General features: G+C 70.9%; 14 protein-coding genes. 6 read left to right on the top strand and 8 right to left on the bottom strand.

Annotation, left to right across the window (positions count from 1 at the left end):
• Nucleotides 1-17: 17 nt before the first annotated feature.
• The gene (locus VZL07_RS18780; RefSeq protein WP_426756960.1) at nt 18-1,439 is read right to left on the bottom strand and encodes an alpha/beta hydrolase; all 1,422 of its coding nucleotides are present in this window, start codon (nt 1,437-1,439) and stop codon (nt 18-20) included.
• Nucleotides 1,440-1,622: 183 nt separating this feature from the next.
• Here VZL07_RS18780 and VZL07_RS18775 point away from each other — a divergent pair, with 183 nt between their 5' ends.
• Nucleotides 1,623-2,162, top strand: a complete 540-nt coding sequence (locus tag VZL07_RS18775; RefSeq protein ID WP_426756959.1) for an FHA domain-containing protein — start codon at nt 1,623-1,625, stop codon at nt 2,160-2,162.
• Nucleotides 2,163-2,183: 21 nt separating this feature from the next.
• Here VZL07_RS18775 and VZL07_RS18770 read toward each other — a convergent pair whose 3' ends face one another.
• From VZL07_RS18770 to VZL07_RS18760, 3 genes are all read right to left on the bottom strand, one after another.
• A complete protein-coding gene (locus VZL07_RS18770; RefSeq protein ID WP_426756958.1) occupies nt 2,184-3,695 on the bottom strand; it encodes a serine/threonine-protein kinase in 1,512 nt (503 codons plus the stop codon).
• A 126-nt stretch (nt 3,696-3,821) separates the two neighbouring features.
• The gene (locus tag VZL07_RS18765) at nt 3,822-4,616 is read right to left on the bottom strand and encodes a MopE-related protein (protein WP_426756957.1); all 795 of its coding nucleotides are present in this window, start codon (nt 4,614-4,616) and stop codon (nt 3,822-3,824) included.
• A 5-nt stretch (nt 4,617-4,621) separates the two neighbouring features.
• Nucleotides 4,622-5,830, bottom strand: a complete 1,209-nt coding sequence (locus VZL07_RS18760; protein WP_426756956.1) for a hypothetical protein — start codon at nt 5,828-5,830, stop codon at nt 4,622-4,624.
• A gap of 195 nt (nt 5,831-6,025) precedes the next feature.
• On the opposite strand from VZL07_RS18760, the gene VZL07_RS18755 reads away from it, so the two are divergent.
• The 4 genes from VZL07_RS18755 (at nt 6,026) to VZL07_RS18740 (ending at nt 9,724) form a co-directional block, all read left to right on the top strand.
• Nucleotides 6,026-6,466 carry a host attachment protein gene (locus VZL07_RS18755; RefSeq protein ID WP_426756955.1) on the top strand — a complete coding sequence of 147 codons (441 nt, stop codon included), beginning with the start codon at nt 6,026-6,028 and terminating at the stop codon, nt 6,464-6,466.
• A gap of 97 nt (nt 6,467-6,563) precedes the next feature.
• A complete protein-coding gene (locus VZL07_RS18750) occupies nt 6,564-8,459 on the top strand; it encodes a methyl-accepting chemotaxis protein (RefSeq protein WP_426756954.1) in 1,896 nt (631 codons plus the stop codon).
• A gap of 10 nt (nt 8,460-8,469) precedes the next feature.
• A complete protein-coding gene (locus tag VZL07_RS18745) occupies nt 8,470-9,069 on the top strand; it encodes an HAD family hydrolase (protein ID WP_426756953.1) in 600 nt (199 codons plus the stop codon).
• A gap of 127 nt (nt 9,070-9,196) precedes the next feature.
• Nucleotides 9,197-9,724, top strand: a complete 528-nt coding sequence (locus VZL07_RS18740) for a hypothetical protein (RefSeq protein ID WP_426756952.1) — start codon at nt 9,197-9,199, stop codon at nt 9,722-9,724.
• Between the two features lie 24 nt (nt 9,725-9,748).
• Here the strand turns inward: VZL07_RS18740 and VZL07_RS18735 are convergent, their stop codons facing one another.
• Nucleotides 9,749-10,396, bottom strand: a complete 648-nt coding sequence (locus VZL07_RS18735) for a glutathione S-transferase family protein (RefSeq protein ID WP_426756951.1) — start codon at nt 10,394-10,396, stop codon at nt 9,749-9,751.
• A 49-nt stretch (nt 10,397-10,445) separates the two neighbouring features.
• Nucleotides 10,446-11,045 (bottom strand): adenylate/guanylate cyclase domain-containing protein, encoded by a 600-nt coding sequence (locus tag VZL07_RS18730; RefSeq protein WP_426756949.1) that lies wholly within the window; start codon nt 11,043-11,045, stop codon nt 10,446-10,448.
• A gap of 410 nt (nt 11,046-11,455) precedes the next feature.
• Here VZL07_RS18730 and VZL07_RS18725 point away from each other — a divergent pair, with 410 nt between their 5' ends.
• Nucleotides 11,456-11,794, top strand: a complete 339-nt coding sequence (locus VZL07_RS18725) for a hypothetical protein (protein ID WP_426756948.1) — start codon at nt 11,456-11,458, stop codon at nt 11,792-11,794.
• An 8-nt stretch (nt 11,795-11,802) separates the two neighbouring features.
• Here VZL07_RS18725 and VZL07_RS18720 read toward each other — a convergent pair whose 3' ends face one another.
• Both VZL07_RS18720 and VZL07_RS18715 read right to left on the bottom strand, forming a co-directional pair.
• Nucleotides 11,803-13,845 carry a protein kinase domain-containing protein gene (locus VZL07_RS18720; RefSeq protein ID WP_426756947.1) on the bottom strand — a complete coding sequence of 681 codons (2,043 nt, stop codon included), beginning with the start codon at nt 13,843-13,845 and terminating at the stop codon, nt 11,803-11,805.
• Between the two features lie 127 nt (nt 13,846-13,972).
• Nucleotides 13,973-16,051, bottom strand: a complete 2,079-nt coding sequence (locus tag VZL07_RS18715; RefSeq protein WP_426756946.1) for a S46 family peptidase — start codon at nt 16,049-16,051, stop codon at nt 13,973-13,975.
• Between the last annotated feature and the right edge of the window lie 5 nt (nt 16,052-16,056).

Here is a 16,056-nt window from a genome sequence, read left to right as displayed (position 1 = left end):
CGGGCGGTGCAGCCTGGCTACAGGCCGCACACCGCCGGGTCCGCGTTGCGGAAGGAGCACAGCAGCTTCGGCAGGCGCCGCTTCCAGAAGGCCCAGTCATGCGCGGCGCCGGGCTCGTTCCAGTGGGCCACGCTGTAGCCCCGGCCGCGTAGCGCCTCCACGAACTGGAGGTTGGACTGGCAGTCGTCGCCGCCCTCCTCGCCATCGCGCGTGCAGCCAGCCACGGGCGAGCCGTGGTCCACGTAGAAGCGGACCGGCACCACCGGCTCCTGCCCCGCGCGAACCACCATCGCGTTGCCGTCGTCGCGGTCCACCACGCCGTCGTGAGGCCAGAACAGCGTGCCGGACTGGGAGCCCACGAAGCCGAATCTGTCCGGCATCTGGAAGCCCGCGTACACGGAGATGAGGCCCCCCAGCGACGCGCCCGCGATGCCCGTGTCCTGCGGCCCCGTCCGCACGCGGAAGGCCGCCTCCACGCGTGGCATCAGGTCGTCGCGGATGAAGGCGAAGTAGTCATCGCCGCGCGGCGTGGGCCAGTCCGGCGCGCGCGCGGGTGGGAAGGTGTACTGCGCCAGCCGCACGTCCTGGCTGGGCAGCGCCACGAAGACGAGCACCGCCGAGTCCTCGGGCCGCGCCGCGTAGTGCGCGTCCGCCGCCTCCGCGAAGGACTCCCGCGTCAGGCTCTCGTTGCCGTCATGGAGGTACATCACCGGCAGGGTGGGGCACTCCGGCCCGTCATACACCGCCGGCGTGTAGACGAAGACGTCGCGCGCGTCGCCCAGCACCGTGGCGGGCACGCCGTACCACGCGGTGAGCCGGCCCTTCGTGGCGTCCTGGAGCTCCGGGTAGATGAGCGAGTTGAACTGGCCCACGTCGTAGCGGTTGAAGTTGTCCCACGCCACGTGGCGCGCGGCCGGGTCCGCGAAGAACTCGCCGTCCTTCACCAGCTTGTACGGCTGCGGGCCGGTGCGCGGCACCTCCACCTCCGCCACGTACAAATCCGTGTCGCGCACCTGCACCAGCGGCGTGGCCGTGGCGGACCAGCCGTTGAAGTCACCCGCGACGAAGGTGCCCCGCCCCGCCTCGCCCCGCACGAAGAAGGCCACCCGGGGGCGGCCCGCCAGGACATCACTCACCAGGGGCTGGCCGCCCTGCTCCTCCACCGCGGCCACGAAGCGGTCGATGGCCTCCGTGCGCTGCGCCGGAGAGGTGGCGCGGCTCATCGCCAGCCGCAGCTCGGCCAGCAGCGTCATGGGCGCGCCGTGGACGGTCGCCGTCCGCTGGCAGGCCCAGGGCTCCTGGGGACCGGCATCCGGGGTCGTGCCCGCATCCGGGTAGGTCTCGGTGTACGGCGGAGGCGGCGTGGGAGCCGGAGCGGGGTCATCCTCACACGCCACCCACAGGGCGGCACCCAACACGGCGGCGAGCAGACGGCGCATCGAACCTTCCAGGAGGCGGGAATGCCTTGTCGGAGGGACAGGAAGCGGGCGCGGGTGTACTACAGGGGTCGGCCCGTGCGCGAGTGGGGCACCCCGCCCGGCATCTGGCCATTCGTGGACACCCCATCGCCTCCGCGTGCACCTTGTCGGGCCGCGACCGGGCAGGAAGGTTATTCAATCCGCATGGCTCGCGCTCTGCTGCTCTCGCTGCTCGTGAGGCAGCACATGGCTCTCAAGGAGAAGTTTCGCGCCAAGTACCCACACCCGTGGCTGGTGTGGGAGGCAGGCGCCTGGAATGTCCCCGAGGTGGTGGAGGGCAACGTGGCCGCCACGCGGTTGCCGCTGACGGACCTGCGGGACTGCCTGCCCGCGGGGGACGCGCTGTGCTTCGAGCTGGTGGGCCAGACGGACGGCAGCCCGCTGCGGCTGGGCCGCGCCTCGCACAACGCGCTGGTCGTCAACGACGCCACCGTGTCACGCGAGCAGCTGCACCTCGCCCCCACCCTCGCGGGCCGCTGGGAGGTGACGCGCGTCGCCAGCTCGCGGCCGGTGACGCTGGGCGGCACGGCGCTGGAGCCGGAGCGCGCCGCGGTGCTCCAACCCGGCGTCCAGCTCCAGGTGGGCGACGTGCGCCTCACCTTCCACGAGGCGGAGGACTTCAACGAGCGCATCGGCCGCATCGCCGCGCAGGTCCTCGCGCAGACGGTGGGCGCGCCGCGCTGAGCGAGCCGAGGCCCGCCGTCCTCACTCCTGCGGGGTCGCGCGCGTCCGGCTCTTCTTGCTCGACGTGCGCTGCACGCCGGTCGCCGGGGCCTGCCGGGGCGAGGGCAGCGCCTTGACCAGCGGCACCTCCAGCTCGGCGTGCGTGCCCAGGTCCACCATCCGCTCCAGCGGGGCGTAACCGGCCAGCTCCACGCGCAGCCGCAGGGGCGCGGCCTCTCCGGCCACCTGCTTCACCAGCGGCGTCACGCCCAGCAGCTCCCCGGTGTCCGCACGCAGCACCTGTGCGCCTTCGGGGAACGAGCGGACGGTGAGCGTCACCGGCGGGCGAGCCGCGGGCGCGGAGGGCGTCTCCTGCGCGGAGGCGGCAGGGGCCTCGGCGGACGGCCTCATCGCCGCTACCGGCGTGGACGTGGGCTCCGGCTGCAGCCCGGACCACGTCACGACGGCGGCCACCATCACCAGCGCCGCGGTGCCTACGGTCAGCACGCCGCGGCGGCGCCAGGGCGGAGTGCTCGCCGCCACGCGCACCTCCTGCGTGGGCCGCTCCGACTCCTCCAACGACATCTCCGCGGGAGCCGGTGCCAGCGCCGGGCCGGACGCGGGCAACAGCAGGAGCGCCGTGGTCACCTCCGCCAGGCTCTGCGGCCGCGCCTCGGGCTCCTTCGACAGGCAGCGCATGACCAGCTCGGCCAGCTGCGGCGGCACGGGCTCGCCCGACGGCAGGTGCGTGGGCAGCGGCGGCGGCGGCTGGGTGATGATCTGCACCACCAGATGGCCGAAGGCCGCGGCCTGGAAGGGCGGCTTCCCGGTGATGAGCTCGTAGAGGATGTTGCCCACCGCGTAGATGTCCGAGCGCGCATCCACGGGCAGCCCCGCGGCCTGCTCCGGGGCCATGTACGCGGGCGTCCCGATGATGGTGCCGTCCACCGTACCGGTGGTGCCGCCCTCCGCGGTGAGGAGCTTCGCCACGCCGAAGTCCAGCACCTTCACGAAGTCCGGCTGCCCGCCGCGGTGGATGACGAAGAGGTTGTCCGGCTTCACGTCCCGGTGCACCACGCCCACCTGGTGGGCCGCGCCGAGCGCCGCGCACACCTGCACGACGAAGCGCTGGATGCGCGCGAGCGTCAGCTTCTCCTCCTGCGCGAGCGAGCTCAGGCTCTGACCGCGCAGCAGCTCCATCACACAGTAGACAGGGCCGCCCACGGCGCTCTCGTCGACGAAATCGAAAATCTCGACGATGTGCTCGTGGTTGATCTGGTTGACGGTGCGCGCCTCCTGGAAGAAGCGCTGCACGAAGCCTCGGTCCTTCGCGTGCTCGGAACGGAGCACCTTGAGCGCCACCTGGCGTCCCAGCCGCGTGTGACGCGCCTGGAACACCCGGCCCATGGAGCCCTCGCCCAGGAGCTGCTCGAGCTGGTAGTTCCCCAGCGTGGAGCCCTCCTGGAGCTCGTCGCTGGCACGAGACGCCGCGTCACTCATGGCGGCCTCGGCACTGGACAGCACGGTCTGCGAGAAGGCGTCATCGGAGCCCATGGTGAGAAGAAATTTCCATGTCCGGGGCAAACAGCAACCCTGGATCAGCGCTCTGTCTTCCCATGCACGCCGCCCACGCGCGGCGAGTGCGGGATGGCGGACAGAGCCGTGTGGGAGCCGTGTTCATCACGCACAAACTCCGTTCACCTGGCAGCGCGGGTAATCCTCGGGTGCTTCCGACCTGTTGGGTCCACACCGCTCCCCCGTGAGGCAGTCCGACCGGTCCGCGCAGTCCACGAGCCCGTCCCCATCGTCGTCCTCACCGTTGGTGCAGCTCAGCTCCGTCCTGGACCCGTTCCGGCACACACATGCCTCGCCGCACGGCTGCTCATCGCAATCCTCACGGTCCTGGCAGTCCCGGAGGCCATCCCCGTCGTCGTCCTCACCGTTGTTGCAGTCCACCTCCTGGCGGCGCACGCACTCGCCATTCACACAGTCCTGGAGGAAGGAGCAGTCGTTGTTGCAGGCCCCACAGTGGCCGGGGTCCGTCTTCAGGTCGAAGTCCTCGTCCACCGCTCCGTCGCAGTCGTCGTCCAGGCCGTTGCAGATTTCGAGGCCGGGGACGACGGCGCCGACACACACCGTGCTCCCGTCCCGGTCGCACATGGACTCACCGGCATGGCAGCGCCCCACGTCGAGCGTGCCCTCCGGGCCCGGGTAGCAGGGGGTGTCCAGGTTGTCGACCAGGCCGTCGCAGTCGTCGTCCACGCTGTTGCAGACTTCCGCCGGGTCCGGCAGGCAGCAGTACCGCGGCCCGTCGTTGGGCAGCGACGTGCAGACGTAGCCGTCACCGCCGCAGTCCGCCGTCTCCGTGCACGTGTAGGGCACGTCGTCGGGGAACTCCACCACGCAGCCCACCGCGCCCACGGCGAGCAACAGGCCGCCGCACAGCACGCGCAGCTGGGATTCGAAGGTCTTCATAGATTCTAGAAACTCCCGCCGACCATGAGGTGCAGCGACGTGGAAGCGCCCCCGCTGCTTCCCGGCGACACGGACGTCGACGCGGGCGCGCTGCGCGCGGGCACCACCACCAGCCACACCACGCTGCCCGCGGTCACCGCCCCGCCGCCCACAAGCAGCGCCGTGGCCAGGTTGGCCTGCGACTGCGCGTCCAGCCGCTCCTTGCGGGTGATGTCGAAGACGCCGTCTCCGTCCGCGTCGCCCGCACGCGACTCCACGTCCTTGGCGGCCATGCCCATCACCACGCCCGCGCCCACCGCGGCCAGCCCCAGCAGCGCCGTGTAGAACGCGGGCCGCTTGAGAATGGAGGTGCGGGGTCCCTTCCGGGCCGACGCCACGCTGGCCTCGGACTCATCGGGGGGCCCCTCCGGCGGCGGGCCGGAAATCTCCAGCATCACGTCCACCGTCTCCCGCGCACCGGGCGCGAGGTCCAGGGTGCGCGTGTGGGTGCCATACTCGTCCGCGGACACCTCCAGCGGCACGGTGCCGGGCGCCACCCGCACCTGCACGTTGCCCACGCCGATGATGCGCTCCCCCACCTTCACCACCGACTGCGGCACGTTGACGTTGACCGTCAGCATCGCGCGCGGACGGGCCAGCGCCGTCAGCCGCCTGGACAGCACCGCGGAGGCCTCGTTGAGGAAGTCCTCGTCGCCCGGGTTGCGCCCCGTCACGACGTCCTCGTGCACCGTGCGCCGGTCCCGGTCATACGTCCAGGCCCGCAGCGTCCAGCCCGCGTCCTCCAGCGACAGGCGCGCGGTGGTCAGCAGGTCCGCGTCCAGCAGCTCCGCGGGCTCGGCGAAGCACGCGGCCTCCGCGCAGCGCACCGCCGCGTCATAGCCATCCGCCAGCCGCTCGCGCGTCTCCTGCAGCTCCGACGCCTGCGCCACCATGGCGGACGACAGCGCCCCGCGCGACAGGGCCTCCAGCCAGTCCGCGGCCTGCTGCGCACCCGCCCGCTCGGGCGCGTGCAGCCCCACCAGCGCGAAGCGCGGCAACAGGTCCGCGTTCGGGTTGGTGGGACGCAGGTCCAGCCCCATGTCGAAGCGCTGCTGCTCGGACGGGCTCTCGGTGGTGAGGTCCAACCCCAGTCCACCCTGCTCCTGGGCCCACGAGGGAGGCGCCAGCAGTGCGAGCGCCAGCAGGGCGATGAAGGGAGCGGCGGGAATACGCATGCGCCTCTTGTATCGCGGCGCCGTGGATAACGGAATGATGCGACGGTGGCGTACCCGCCCCGCCTGGGTGCCCTCAACCCCTCGTGGCCTGGCTGCCTGCCCTGCGCACAGCGGACGTGCGGCTCGTCTGGGGAAGCTTGCCTTGGCCCGGAGCGGTCCGCATCTCCCACCTTATAGCGCAAGGAGACGCACGACATGGCGAATGGGACGCTCTGGATTCTGGTGGGGAACGCGAGCCGGGCCCGCCTCTTCGCGACGGACGCGAAGGCGGTAGAGGACTGGCGGCTGGTGGAGGAGTTCCACCACGACGAGAGCCGGGCCCGCCAGGCCGAGTTGATTGAACAAGCGGACAACCCCAACGCCGGCACCCGTCACGGCCCTCCCGTGGAGAATGAGCCCAACGGCCGGCGGGAGCTGGAGCATGACCGCTTCGCCCGTGAGCTGTCCGCGTTCCTCGACAAGGGGTACGACCGGCATGACTTCGACAAGCTGGTCATCGCGGCCCCGCCAGAATTCCTGGGGAGAATCCGGCGCTTGCTGAGCGGCCGGGTGCGTCAGCGTGTCCTGCTGGACGTGGACGCGGACTACTCCAATGTCCCGGCGAAGGAATTGCCCGACCGGGTGCCGGTTCTCTGAGCAGGCGGGCGTGGAAGTGCCCTGGCGGCGCGGGGCTCTGGTATAGGACAGGGGCCGACCCTTCCGGGAGGCCCCCGCACGCCACCTTCCGCGTCCCATGGCCCTTTCACTTCCTGGAACCCAGTCCCTTCGCGGGCGCCTCACGCTCTACGTCACCCTGCTGTCCGTCATCCCGCTGCTGACGCTGACCTGGCTGCAGTCGCGCAGCACGCAGCAGGTGATGGAGGAGCAGATCCGCGCGTCGCTGCAGAGCGAGGCGGAGGGCGTGAAGGACCTGCTGGAGGCGACGCTCGCCGAACGCGAGGCGAGCGCCCGGAGCTGGGCCGAGGACGCGGTGGTGCGGGCCGCGCTGCGCGGTGACGTCGAGCCGGCCAACGCCATGCTGGCGGTGCTCCAGAGCCGCTACCTCACCCTCAATGGCATCGTCGTCTTCGACGACCATGGCCGCGCCGTCTCCGCCAACACCCCTGCCCTGCGGGACGAGTACCTGCGCCGGCAGGACGAGGTGCGCAAGAGCCCCTGGTTCACGGCGGCCCAGCAGGGGCGCACCACCAGCGAGGGCGTCAACGAGGAGCACCCCATCTTCACCGGTCACGTGCTGTCGCTGGCCGTCCCGGTGCTGGACCCCATCTCCAAGCACCGGCTGGGCGTGCTGCTGGCGGCCTTCGACTGGGCCCATGTGGGGCAACTGGTGCAGCCGGCGCTGGCGCGCGCCAGCCAGCGCCACCTGAAGACCTTCGCGCTCACGCTGCAGCGGCCCGACGGCACCGTGGTGTACGACTCGCGCGGCGCGGACGCGGGTGGGAACGACACGCTGCTGGCCGCCGCCGCCGTCAATGGCGCCGACGTGCGGGACGTGGCCGATGGCTGGCACTTCGTGGCGCGCGTGGACCCGGCGGAGGCCTATGCCCCGGTGGAGCGCATGCGGCGGGTGGCCCTGCTGATGGTGGTGGGCCTCATCGTGCTGGCCGTCGCGGGCGCGTGGTTCCTGTCGCACCGCATCTCCGGCCCCGTGCTGGCCCTGCGCGCGGCGGTGACGCGGCTGGTGAGCGAGGGCGACCTCACGCAGACGCTGGACGTGAAGGCCGGCAACGACGAGGTGGGCGAGCTCGCCGGTGCCTTTGGCCTGCTGGTGTTCCAGCTCCGCGAGACGGCCCAGAGCCTGCACAGCGGCACGCGCGTGCTCAGCGAGACGGTGGCCGAGCTCCAGACGGCGGCGACCCAGCAGGAGCGCAACGTGGCGCGCCAGGCCGCCGCCCTCCAGCAGACGCAGGTGACGGCGCAGGAAATCAAGCAGACCTCGCTGCTGGCCTCGGAGAAGGCGGAGGACGTGCTCAAGCGGGCCTCCGCGGCCGAAGAGGTGGGGCGCGCGGGCGAGCTGGCCATCCGCGACAGCATGGGAGGCTTCTCGGAAATCCTGTCGCAGGCCGAGCAGATGACGGAGCGCATCGCGCAGCTCAACGAGCGCACGCAGCAGATTGGTGGCATCACCCAGACGGTGAAGGACCTGGCGGACCAGTCCAACATGCTGGCGCTCAACGCGGCCATCGAGTCGGTGCGCTCGGGCGAGCACGGCAAGGGATTCAACGTGGTGGCGCGCGAGATTCGCAGCCTCGCGGACCAGTCCATCCAGGCCACGGACCGGGTGCGCGAAATCCTGGGTGACCTGAGCAGCGCCATCCTCTCCACCGCGAAGATGACGGAGCTGGGCTACACGCACATGGAATCCGGCATGGAGCAGGTGCGAGGCACCGGCGAGCGGCTCAAGGAGCTGGCCACCATCATCCAGGACAACGCCGCCGCCGTCCGACAGATTGCCGGCGCGGTGAGCCAGCAGAACGCGGGCATCGCCCAGATTTTCAGCGCGGTCACCGACCTGTCCTCCATGATGAACGACACCCAGGAGAGCCTGACGGCCACCACCCGGGCGGCGAAGCTGCTCCAGGAGGTGTCCGAGCAGATGCAGGACGTGGCCCGCGCCTACCGCATCTGAAGGAGCACACATGGCGCAGGTGAAGGCAGTGCTGCTGGACCTGGGCAACGTCCTGGTCTTCCACGACAATGCCCTGCTGTTTGCGCGCCTGGGCGCTCGCGCGGGGCTGGAGCCTGCGGAGGTGGCCCGGCGGCTGACGGGCGCGGGCTGGACGGACGCCAACCGGGGCGTGCTGGGCGCCGAAGGCATCCGCCGGGACGTCTGCCGCGCGCTGGACGTGGACCTGCCCATGTCGGAGTTCGCGCCGCTGTGGAGCAGCCACTTCACGCTGCATGACGCCGTGCTGCCCCGCGTGGAGGGGCTCTTCGGCCGCGTCCGCGTGGGGCTGGTGTCCAACACCAACGCGCTGCACGTCGCCTACCTGCGCCCGCGGCTGCCGTTGCTGCAGCGCTTCGACAGCGTGGTGATGAGCTGCGAGGTGGGGCACGTGAAGCCGGAGCCAGACATCTTCCGGCTCGCCCTGGAGGGCGTGGGCTGCGCTCCAAACGAGGCCGTCTTCTTCGATGACCTGCCCGAGTTCGTCCAGGCCGCGGAGGCGCTGGGCATCCAGGGCCGGCTCTTCACCACCGCCGACGCCTTTGACGCGCAACTGTCCGCCCTGGGTTTATGAAGCGGGATGGCTCGGCGGAGCTGGCGCGCTCGGCTGAGGCCACCCATGACGGAACCATGACGGACCCCACACACCGTCATGGAGCAGCGAGACCTAGGCTCCAGTCCTTCAACCGAAAGGACTGCTCATGCTGCCTTCTCCGCTTCCTCGCCGGATACTGATGCTGTTGGGCTTCTCCGCTGGGGGTGCGCTCTGCGCATGCACCGGCGCGAGCACCGCCGACCAGACCCCGACGTCCATTTCCGTGCGCGAGCTGAACATCGTCGACGAGCATGGACAGGCGCGCATCCGCATCGCCGCCCCCATGCCAGACCCCAAGGGGCTCAAGCGCGCCGTGACGGCTTACGGCATCCAGTTCATGAACGCGTCCGGGGAGGAAGTCGGCGGGCTCGGCATGCTCGACGAGGTGGGCATCAACGGCCTGTGCTTCGACAGCGAGGAGGGCTACGAGGCGATGTGCATGGGCCTCATCAAGGGGAAGCCCAACATCACCTTCCGACATGACTGGAAGGAGCGCATCATCATCGGCGTGGAGGATGGCGTGGCCAGCGTCGTCCTCCACGACGCCGACGGAAAGCCGCACCTGAAGCTCGAGGTGGACAAGGACGGCGCCACGCGCGTCGAAGGCGTGACGCCTGCCTCGGTGAGCAGGTAGCGCCCGCGGGGCGCGACCCACGCCTCATTCGTACCTCGCGATGCTGGGCCCCTGCCGCCCCTCCTCGGTCCACTTCTGGAGGGCCGGCAGCGCGAGCACCGCGTCGCGGTAGGCCGCGCTCACCGCGTCCAACTCCACCTCGTAGGTGACGAAGCGGGTGACGACGGGTGCGTAGAAGGCATCCGCGATGGAGAAGCGGCCGAAGAGGAACGGGCCACCCTGGCCGAAGCGACCGCGGCAGTCATTCCAGATGGCCTGGACGCGGGCGATGTCCTCCGCCACGCCGGGCTCCCGACCCTTGCCCGGCTTGCGCGCGCGCAGGTTCATGCTCATGTGCTGGCGCAGCGCCGCGAAGCTGGAGTGCATCTCCGCGGTGACGGCGCGGGCCACGGCGCGGGCGGCCTTGTCCTCCGGCCACAGCTGAGCCTCGGGAAACGTCTCCGCCAGGTACTCGCAGATGGCCAGCGAGTCCCAGACGGTCAGGTCTCCGTGCTGAAGCACCGGCACGCGCCTGCTGGGCGAGTACCGCGCAATCGTCTCGTCCGTGTCCGGCTGGGCCAGTTGGACCACCACCTCCTGGAAGGGTTGTCCCGTGTGGGCCAGCGCGAGATAGGGCCGCAGGGACCAGGAGGAGTAGTTCTTCGAACCGATGATGAGTGTGAGCTGGGGCATGGGGCGGCCTTCTTAATGCCGCACACCCAGCTTCGCCCGCTCACGTGCATCAATTCGCGGTGTTTCGGCGGCCCAAGAATGAGCGCATGCGCGAGAGCAGCGGCACCTTGCGGCGCTGTACCGGTGGGTCGATCCGGTACACCGCCACGGGCAGCCGGATATTCTTCATCTCGCCACGCCCCAGGCGGACCGGCGGCGAGGCCAGGTGGCCTTCCACCTGACGCGCCACCGTCTCGCTGACGTAGAGCGTGCCGGGCCGGGCCAGCGCCTCGATGCGCGCGGCCAGGTTGACGCCCTCGCCGAACACGTCGCCATCGCGGTGGACCACCATGCCCAGGTGGACTCCCACGCGGAGGACCACGCGGCGCTCGGCGGCCACGTCACAGTTGCGGGCCTCCAGCGCGCGCTGCAGCTCCAGGCCGAAGTCCACCGCGGCGGGGCCTCCCTCGAACTCCAGGAGGAAGCCATCCTCCAGTCGCTTCACCTCGCGACCACCATGGCGCGGCAGGAGCTCACGCACGAGCGTCGCATGCTCGTCTCGCATGGCGTTCTGCAGCGACTCGTCACGCCAGGAGAGCCCATCGGGGCCCTCGATGCCCGTGAACAAAATCGCCGATAGCTTTTCGGGTTGCGGTGCCTCCACCACCATCGTGCATCTCCCCTTTCCCCCCGGCACAGAGTGTCACCGATGTTACATCACACAGGGCCCCCGGTCCCAGCCGAGCCCCCCTTCCCGGCTGGAACCGGGCCCTGGACGGCCTGCGCCCCGGGGGACGCGGCCGTACAAGGTGGGTTCACCGGCGCTGACGGGAGCACCCGCGGGCACCTCGTGCCCTCACTCCGACGCAGACGCCCGGTGTTGGACATGACGTGAACCAATGTGTCAGTCCGCTTCAGGATACGGGAATCCTGACGCATCGCACCAACACCCTGGTGCGTCCTGTCCGGGCATGTCGGGCCCCGAACTCAGCAGGTCGGGTTCGGTCCAGGCCCTGACAGCACTCGGCCCCACGGTCCTGGCGGCCTGATATCCGAGGAGGCGTTGGAGGACGCAGCCGCATGAAGAAGAAGCATCGGAAGCTGGTGGTCGACGGCCGCGCGTACGCCTGGGTCGGAGACTGGCACCACGTGTCCGGCGCCCGGGTCGTCCGGATACGCGCGTGGTTTCAGACAGAGGAAGACCGGAAGGTCGGCCCCATGCTGGCGGTGAACCTCGTGGGTAAAGGGAACGGCATGGTGGACGACTCGGCCGCCATGCCACGCGACGCCCGTGCGGCCATCGTGCTGGCGCGGTCGCTGGGGTGGTCCCCCGAGGGGCGAGGCACGTTCTGGCTTCAGCCCACGCACGGACTCGAGCTCGAGCACCTCAGGGTCGTCGCGCCTGACGCCACTGCGTGAGCGGGACGCTACTCCGCGCCCGCAGCGGGCGCGGCACGCCGTGTTGGCACCTCCGCGCGTGGATCCGCACGCGGCCACACGGCGAAGGTGACCGCGGCCGCGAGCGCCACCATCATCGCCACCGTGAGCGGGGACAGCTTGCGCCTCGGCCGGGCAACGAGCACGCCGGGCTTCCCGCGCAGCTGCACGGTCGACCCCGCCGCGTCCGCTCCCGGCGAGGACGGTCCATTCCGAGCAGGGTCCGGCGTCCGAGCGACGGGCAATGGCTGTCCCGCGACCACCGGCGAACGCGCGATGGGCGCGGGCACCACCTTCGGAGACGCGGCGCCGACCTGCGCGCCCACCCCTGGCGGACGCGCGGGCGAAGCGCCGTTGCGGTCCACCTGCGTCCGAATGGGCCCCCGAGACGGGGACGCGCCACCGCCAGGCGGAGACGCTGGAGCCTGGGCTCCGGGCTCAGCGGGCCCATCCCGCCGCGCCACGTCCGGCTGCCTCGCCTCGGAAGCGCGCGCCTCCCGGGGCGTCTGCGTCCTGGCGACGGGCGCCGATGCATCCTTCCGCCGGTTCCGGCCCCCTGGCCCCGATGCCACCTCGGCAGGCGTCTGCGTTCTGGCCACGGGCGCGGACGCATCCTTCGGCAGGTGCCGGGCCTCGGGCCCCGATGCCACCTCGGCAGGCGTCTGCGTTCTGGCCACGGGCGCCGATGCATCCTTCCGCGGGTTCCGGCCCCCCGGCCCCGATGCCACCTCGGCAGGCGTCTGCGTCCTGGCCACGGGCGCGGACGCATCCTTCAGCAGGTGCCGGGCCTCGGGCCCCGGAGGCGACGCGACGGGCGGCCTTGCCACCGGCGAACGGGCGATGGGCGCGGGCACGACGTCCACGGGCGCCACGGCGGGCCGAGGCGGTGGCGCCTCCATCTCCGGCATGGGCATCGCCTCGGCGATGGTGGCGGCGTCATGCGACGAGACCAGCGACACCGGCGCGACCAGGCTGACCGTCTCCGTCTCCCGGAAGGGAGGGTTCGCAGCCGGGCGTTTCGCGTCGCCGTCCACGGCCGGCGGCTCCTGCTCCGGGCGCCTGCCGGGCACCATCTCCGGCTTCGGCGCCGGCGCCAGCCCCACCGCGAGCTGCGGCGTGCTCAGCGGCGTGGGCATGAGCACCTCGCCCATCGTCTGCAGCGCGCGCCCCGTCAGCGCGGCGATGAAGCCCCCCACGTCCGCGAAGCGATCCTCCGGCCGCTTCTCCAGCGACTTCTCCACCGCCGCGATGACATGGTCCGGCAGGCCCGGCACCAGCCCCTCCAGGGGCTCCGGAGGGTCATAGACGATGCGGTAGATGAGCTCCGGCAGGTTGCCGGTGTCGCGGAACGGCAGCCGGCGCGCCAGCATCTCGTAGACGAGGCACCCGAAGGCGAAGATGTCCGTGCGCGGGTCCACCTCGCCGTTCTTCCCGGTGGCCTGCTCGGGCGCCATGTACTGCGGTGTGCCCAGCAGGATGCCGCCCTGGGTGTTCACGCTCTGCGAGTCGATGACCTTGGAGATGCCGAAGTCGAGCAGCTTCACGTGCTGCATCACCTCGCCGCCCACCTCGGTGGGCACGAGGAACACGTTGCCCGGCTTGAGGTCACGGTGGACGATGCCCGCGCGGTGCGCCGCCTGGAGCGCCGAGCCCATCTGCCGCGCGTAGGAGAACACCTCCTCCAGCGTGAGCGGGCCCTTGCGCAGCCGGCGTGAGAGCGGCTGGCCGCGCAGGCACTCCATCACCATGTACGGCGAGCCGTCCTCGAGGTTGTCGAAGTCGAGCACCTCGACGATGTTGGGGTGGCCCAGCTTCGAGGCAATCTCCGCCTCGCGCCGGAAGCGCACGTACACCTCCGGCCCCATCCCCGCGTCATGCCGCAGCACCTTGATGGCCACCTGCCGCCCAGGCAGCCGCAAGTGATTGGCCAGGAAGACGGTCCCCATGCCACCCCGGCCGAGGACGCCTGCAATCTCATAGGTCTCCCTCAGCACCGTGCCGAGGGGGATGTCATTGGGTTTCGAGGGAGCCATGGATAACCGGATTTAAGACTTACACCGGATTCTATCCTGTTCCCTCTGACATGCCTTGGCCCCTGGGGCCAAGGCGTTCAAAAGGCCCAAATCCAACCACAGACCTCTCAGGTCTTGAGAACCGCGACTACTTCGCGGGGGCCACGGCGGCGTCACTGGCGGCGCGCAGCTCCTCGACCACCCGCTTCGCGCCGTAGACGTGCTCCAGACCGGCCAGGATGCCTTCCCCGTGCACGGCGACCGCCCGGTTCGTCTCGGGGACATAGGCATACCGGCCGCCCAGCGAGTGCAGGTTCCCGTCGAAGATGAGCCCCACCACGCGCCCGTCCCGGTCCACCACGGGTGAGCCGGAGTTCCCGCCGATGATGTCGTTGGTGGTGGCCATGTCGAACGGCGTCTGGGGCGGCACCTTGCCGCGGGCCTTCAGCCACGTATCCGGGAGCTTGTACGGGTCCTTGCCGGTGTGCCGCTCGTACGCGCCACCAAAGGTGGTGAGCGCCGCCACGGGACGGCCATTCTCCTCCCAGCCCTTCACCTGCCCGGCGTTGAGGCGCAGGGTGAAGGTGGCGTCCGGGTAGCCGGAGGTGCCGTACACCGCGAGGTGCGCCTTGGCGATGCGCTCGCCGTTGCGCTTGAGCACCGCCTCCACGGTGTCCTCGTAGCGCTTGCGCGCCGCGCGGGCCTCCGCGTCCACCTTGCGCGCGAAGAGAATCATCGGGTCCTTGGAGGCCTCCACCGCCGCCTTGCCGCCCTTCAGCAGCGCGGCGCGCACCTTCACGTCGCCCAGCTTCGTGCCACGCACCAGCGTCCGCGCGAGGTCCTCGGGCGCCTCGCGTCCGAGCACGAGCTGGACGAACGGGTCATCCGCGCCCAGCGTCTCGCGCACGCGGGTGAGGCCGAAGGTGAGCAGCTTCTGGTCCAGCTCCGTCACAATCGGCGCGTCGCGCAGCAGCTGCTGCTCCAGCGTGGGGAGCTGCGACTGGGTGTACTCGCGCAGCCGCTCCGCGTTGGGCTTCTCCTTCTCCTCGGCCACGCGCACCAGGTGCCGCGCCAGGCGGAAGAGCTCGGAGGGATAGGCGTCACCGGCCTCCTTCATGCGGTAGTCGGGCAGCATGCGGCGGTACGCGTCGAGCGCCTGGGCGATTTCGTCCCACGCGCCCTCGGTGGCGGCCTTCACCTGGGCGTTGGCCTCCACCTTCTTGCGCAGCGCCGCCTCGTCCTCGCGCTTGCCCGCGAGCAGCGCCGGGTCCGCCAGCGCCTGGAGGCGGCCGCGCAGCGCCTTCAGCCCGTTCTCCACGCCGCGCTGCAGGGAGCGCGTGGTGCGGAAGCGCTCCGCCGAGCCACCAGCGTACTCGCGCAGCATGCCGCGCAGCTCGGCGAGCTGGAGCAGCGTGTACGGCAGGTTGACGTCGCGCTGGAACTCCAGCTCCGCGACGGTGGCCTTGCGCTCGGTGCCGCCGGGGTGGCCGGAGACGAAGACGAGGTCCCCGTCCTTGGCGCCCTGCTTCGCCCACGGCAGGAAGTGCGGGCTCTTCGCGGGCGCGTTGTCCTGCCACACGCGCAGGAAGGCCGCGTCGAAGCCGAAGCGCGGGAAGTTGAAGTTGTCCGGGTCGCCGCCAAAGGCGGCCATGGAGAACTCAGGGGCGAAGACGAGCCGCACGTCCTGGAAGCGGCGGTACTTGTAGAGGTGGTACTTGCCGCCGTGGAAGAGCCTCACCACGTCACAGCGCACGTCACCGGACGTGGCGCAGGCGGCCTCCACCGCCGCCGTCTCCTTCTTCAGCGCGGTGTTGAAGGCCGCGCCGGTGAGCCCCTTCGTCGCCGCGTTCATCCGCTCGGTGACGTCCGTCATCTCCACGAGCTGGTTGGCCTCCACCTTGGGGCAGCGCAGCTCCTGCGCGGCGCTCTTCGCGTAGAAGCCCTTGGCCAGCAGGTCCTTCTTCGGCGAGGACAGGTCCTCGATGCAGCCGCGGATGCAGTGGTGATTGGTCATCACCAGGCCATCGGGCGACACGAAGCTGGCGGAGCAACCGCCGGCCAGCCGCACCGAGCCGAGGCGGACGTGGTCCAGCCACGCCTGCGAGGGCTTGAAGCCGTAGGCCTTGTTCACCGCGTCGGAGGGAAAGGCGTCGTAGGTCCACATGCCCTCGTCCGCGGCGGCGGGGAGGGACAGGAGCAGGCCGAGTGCGAGCAGTCTGCGATCCACGTGCG

The sequence above is a fragment of the Pseudomyxococcus flavus genome (assembly GCF_050038885.1).
GTDB lineage: Bacteria > Myxococcota > Myxococcia > Myxococcales > Myxococcaceae > Myxococcus > Myxococcus flavus.
The sequence above is the reverse complement of the archived record's forward strand: the minus strand, read 5'-3'. Positions and strand labels throughout refer to the sequence as shown.

Bases quoted from the DNA above. Each gene is read 5' to 3' on its own strand.
- VZL07_RS18780 (WP_426756960.1), bottom strand. From the start codon at position 1,439: ATGCGCCGTCTGCTCGCCGCCGTGTTGGGTGCCGCCCTGTGGGTGGCG.
- VZL07_RS18775 (WP_426756959.1), top strand. From the start codon at position 1,623: ATGGCTCGCGCTCTGCTGCTCTCGCTGCTCGTGAGGCAGCACATGGCT.
- VZL07_RS18770 (WP_426756958.1), bottom strand. From the start codon at position 3,695: ATGGGCTCCGATGACGCCTTCTCGCAGACCGTGCTGTCCAGTGCCGAG.
- VZL07_RS18765 (WP_426756957.1), bottom strand. From the start codon at position 4,616: ATGAAGACCTTCGAATCCCAGCTGCGCGTGCTGTGCGGCGGCCTGTTG.
- VZL07_RS18760 (WP_426756956.1), bottom strand. From the start codon at position 5,830: ATGCGTATTCCCGCCGCTCCCTTCATCGCCCTGCTGGCGCTCGCACTG.
- VZL07_RS18755 (WP_426756955.1), top strand. From the start codon at position 6,026: ATGGCGAATGGGACGCTCTGGATTCTGGTGGGGAACGCGAGCCGGGCC.
- VZL07_RS18750 (WP_426756954.1), top strand. From the start codon at position 6,564: ATGGCCCTTTCACTTCCTGGAACCCAGTCCCTTCGCGGGCGCCTCACG.
- VZL07_RS18745 (WP_426756953.1), top strand. From the start codon at position 8,470: ATGGCGCAGGTGAAGGCAGTGCTGCTGGACCTGGGCAACGTCCTGGTC.
- VZL07_RS18740 (WP_426756952.1), top strand. From the start codon at position 9,197: ATGCTGCCTTCTCCGCTTCCTCGCCGGATACTGATGCTGTTGGGCTTC.
- VZL07_RS18735 (WP_426756951.1), bottom strand. From the start codon at position 10,396: ATGCCCCAGCTCACACTCATCATCGGTTCGAAGAACTACTCCTCCTGG.
- VZL07_RS18730 (WP_426756949.1), bottom strand. From the start codon at position 11,045: ATGGTGGTGGAGGCACCGCAACCCGAAAAGCTATCGGCGATTTTGTTC.
- VZL07_RS18725 (WP_426756948.1), top strand. From the start codon at position 11,456: ATGAAGAAGAAGCATCGGAAGCTGGTGGTCGACGGCCGCGCGTACGCC.
- VZL07_RS18720 (WP_426756947.1), bottom strand. From the start codon at position 13,845: ATGGCTCCCTCGAAACCCAATGACATCCCCCTCGGCACGGTGCTGAGG.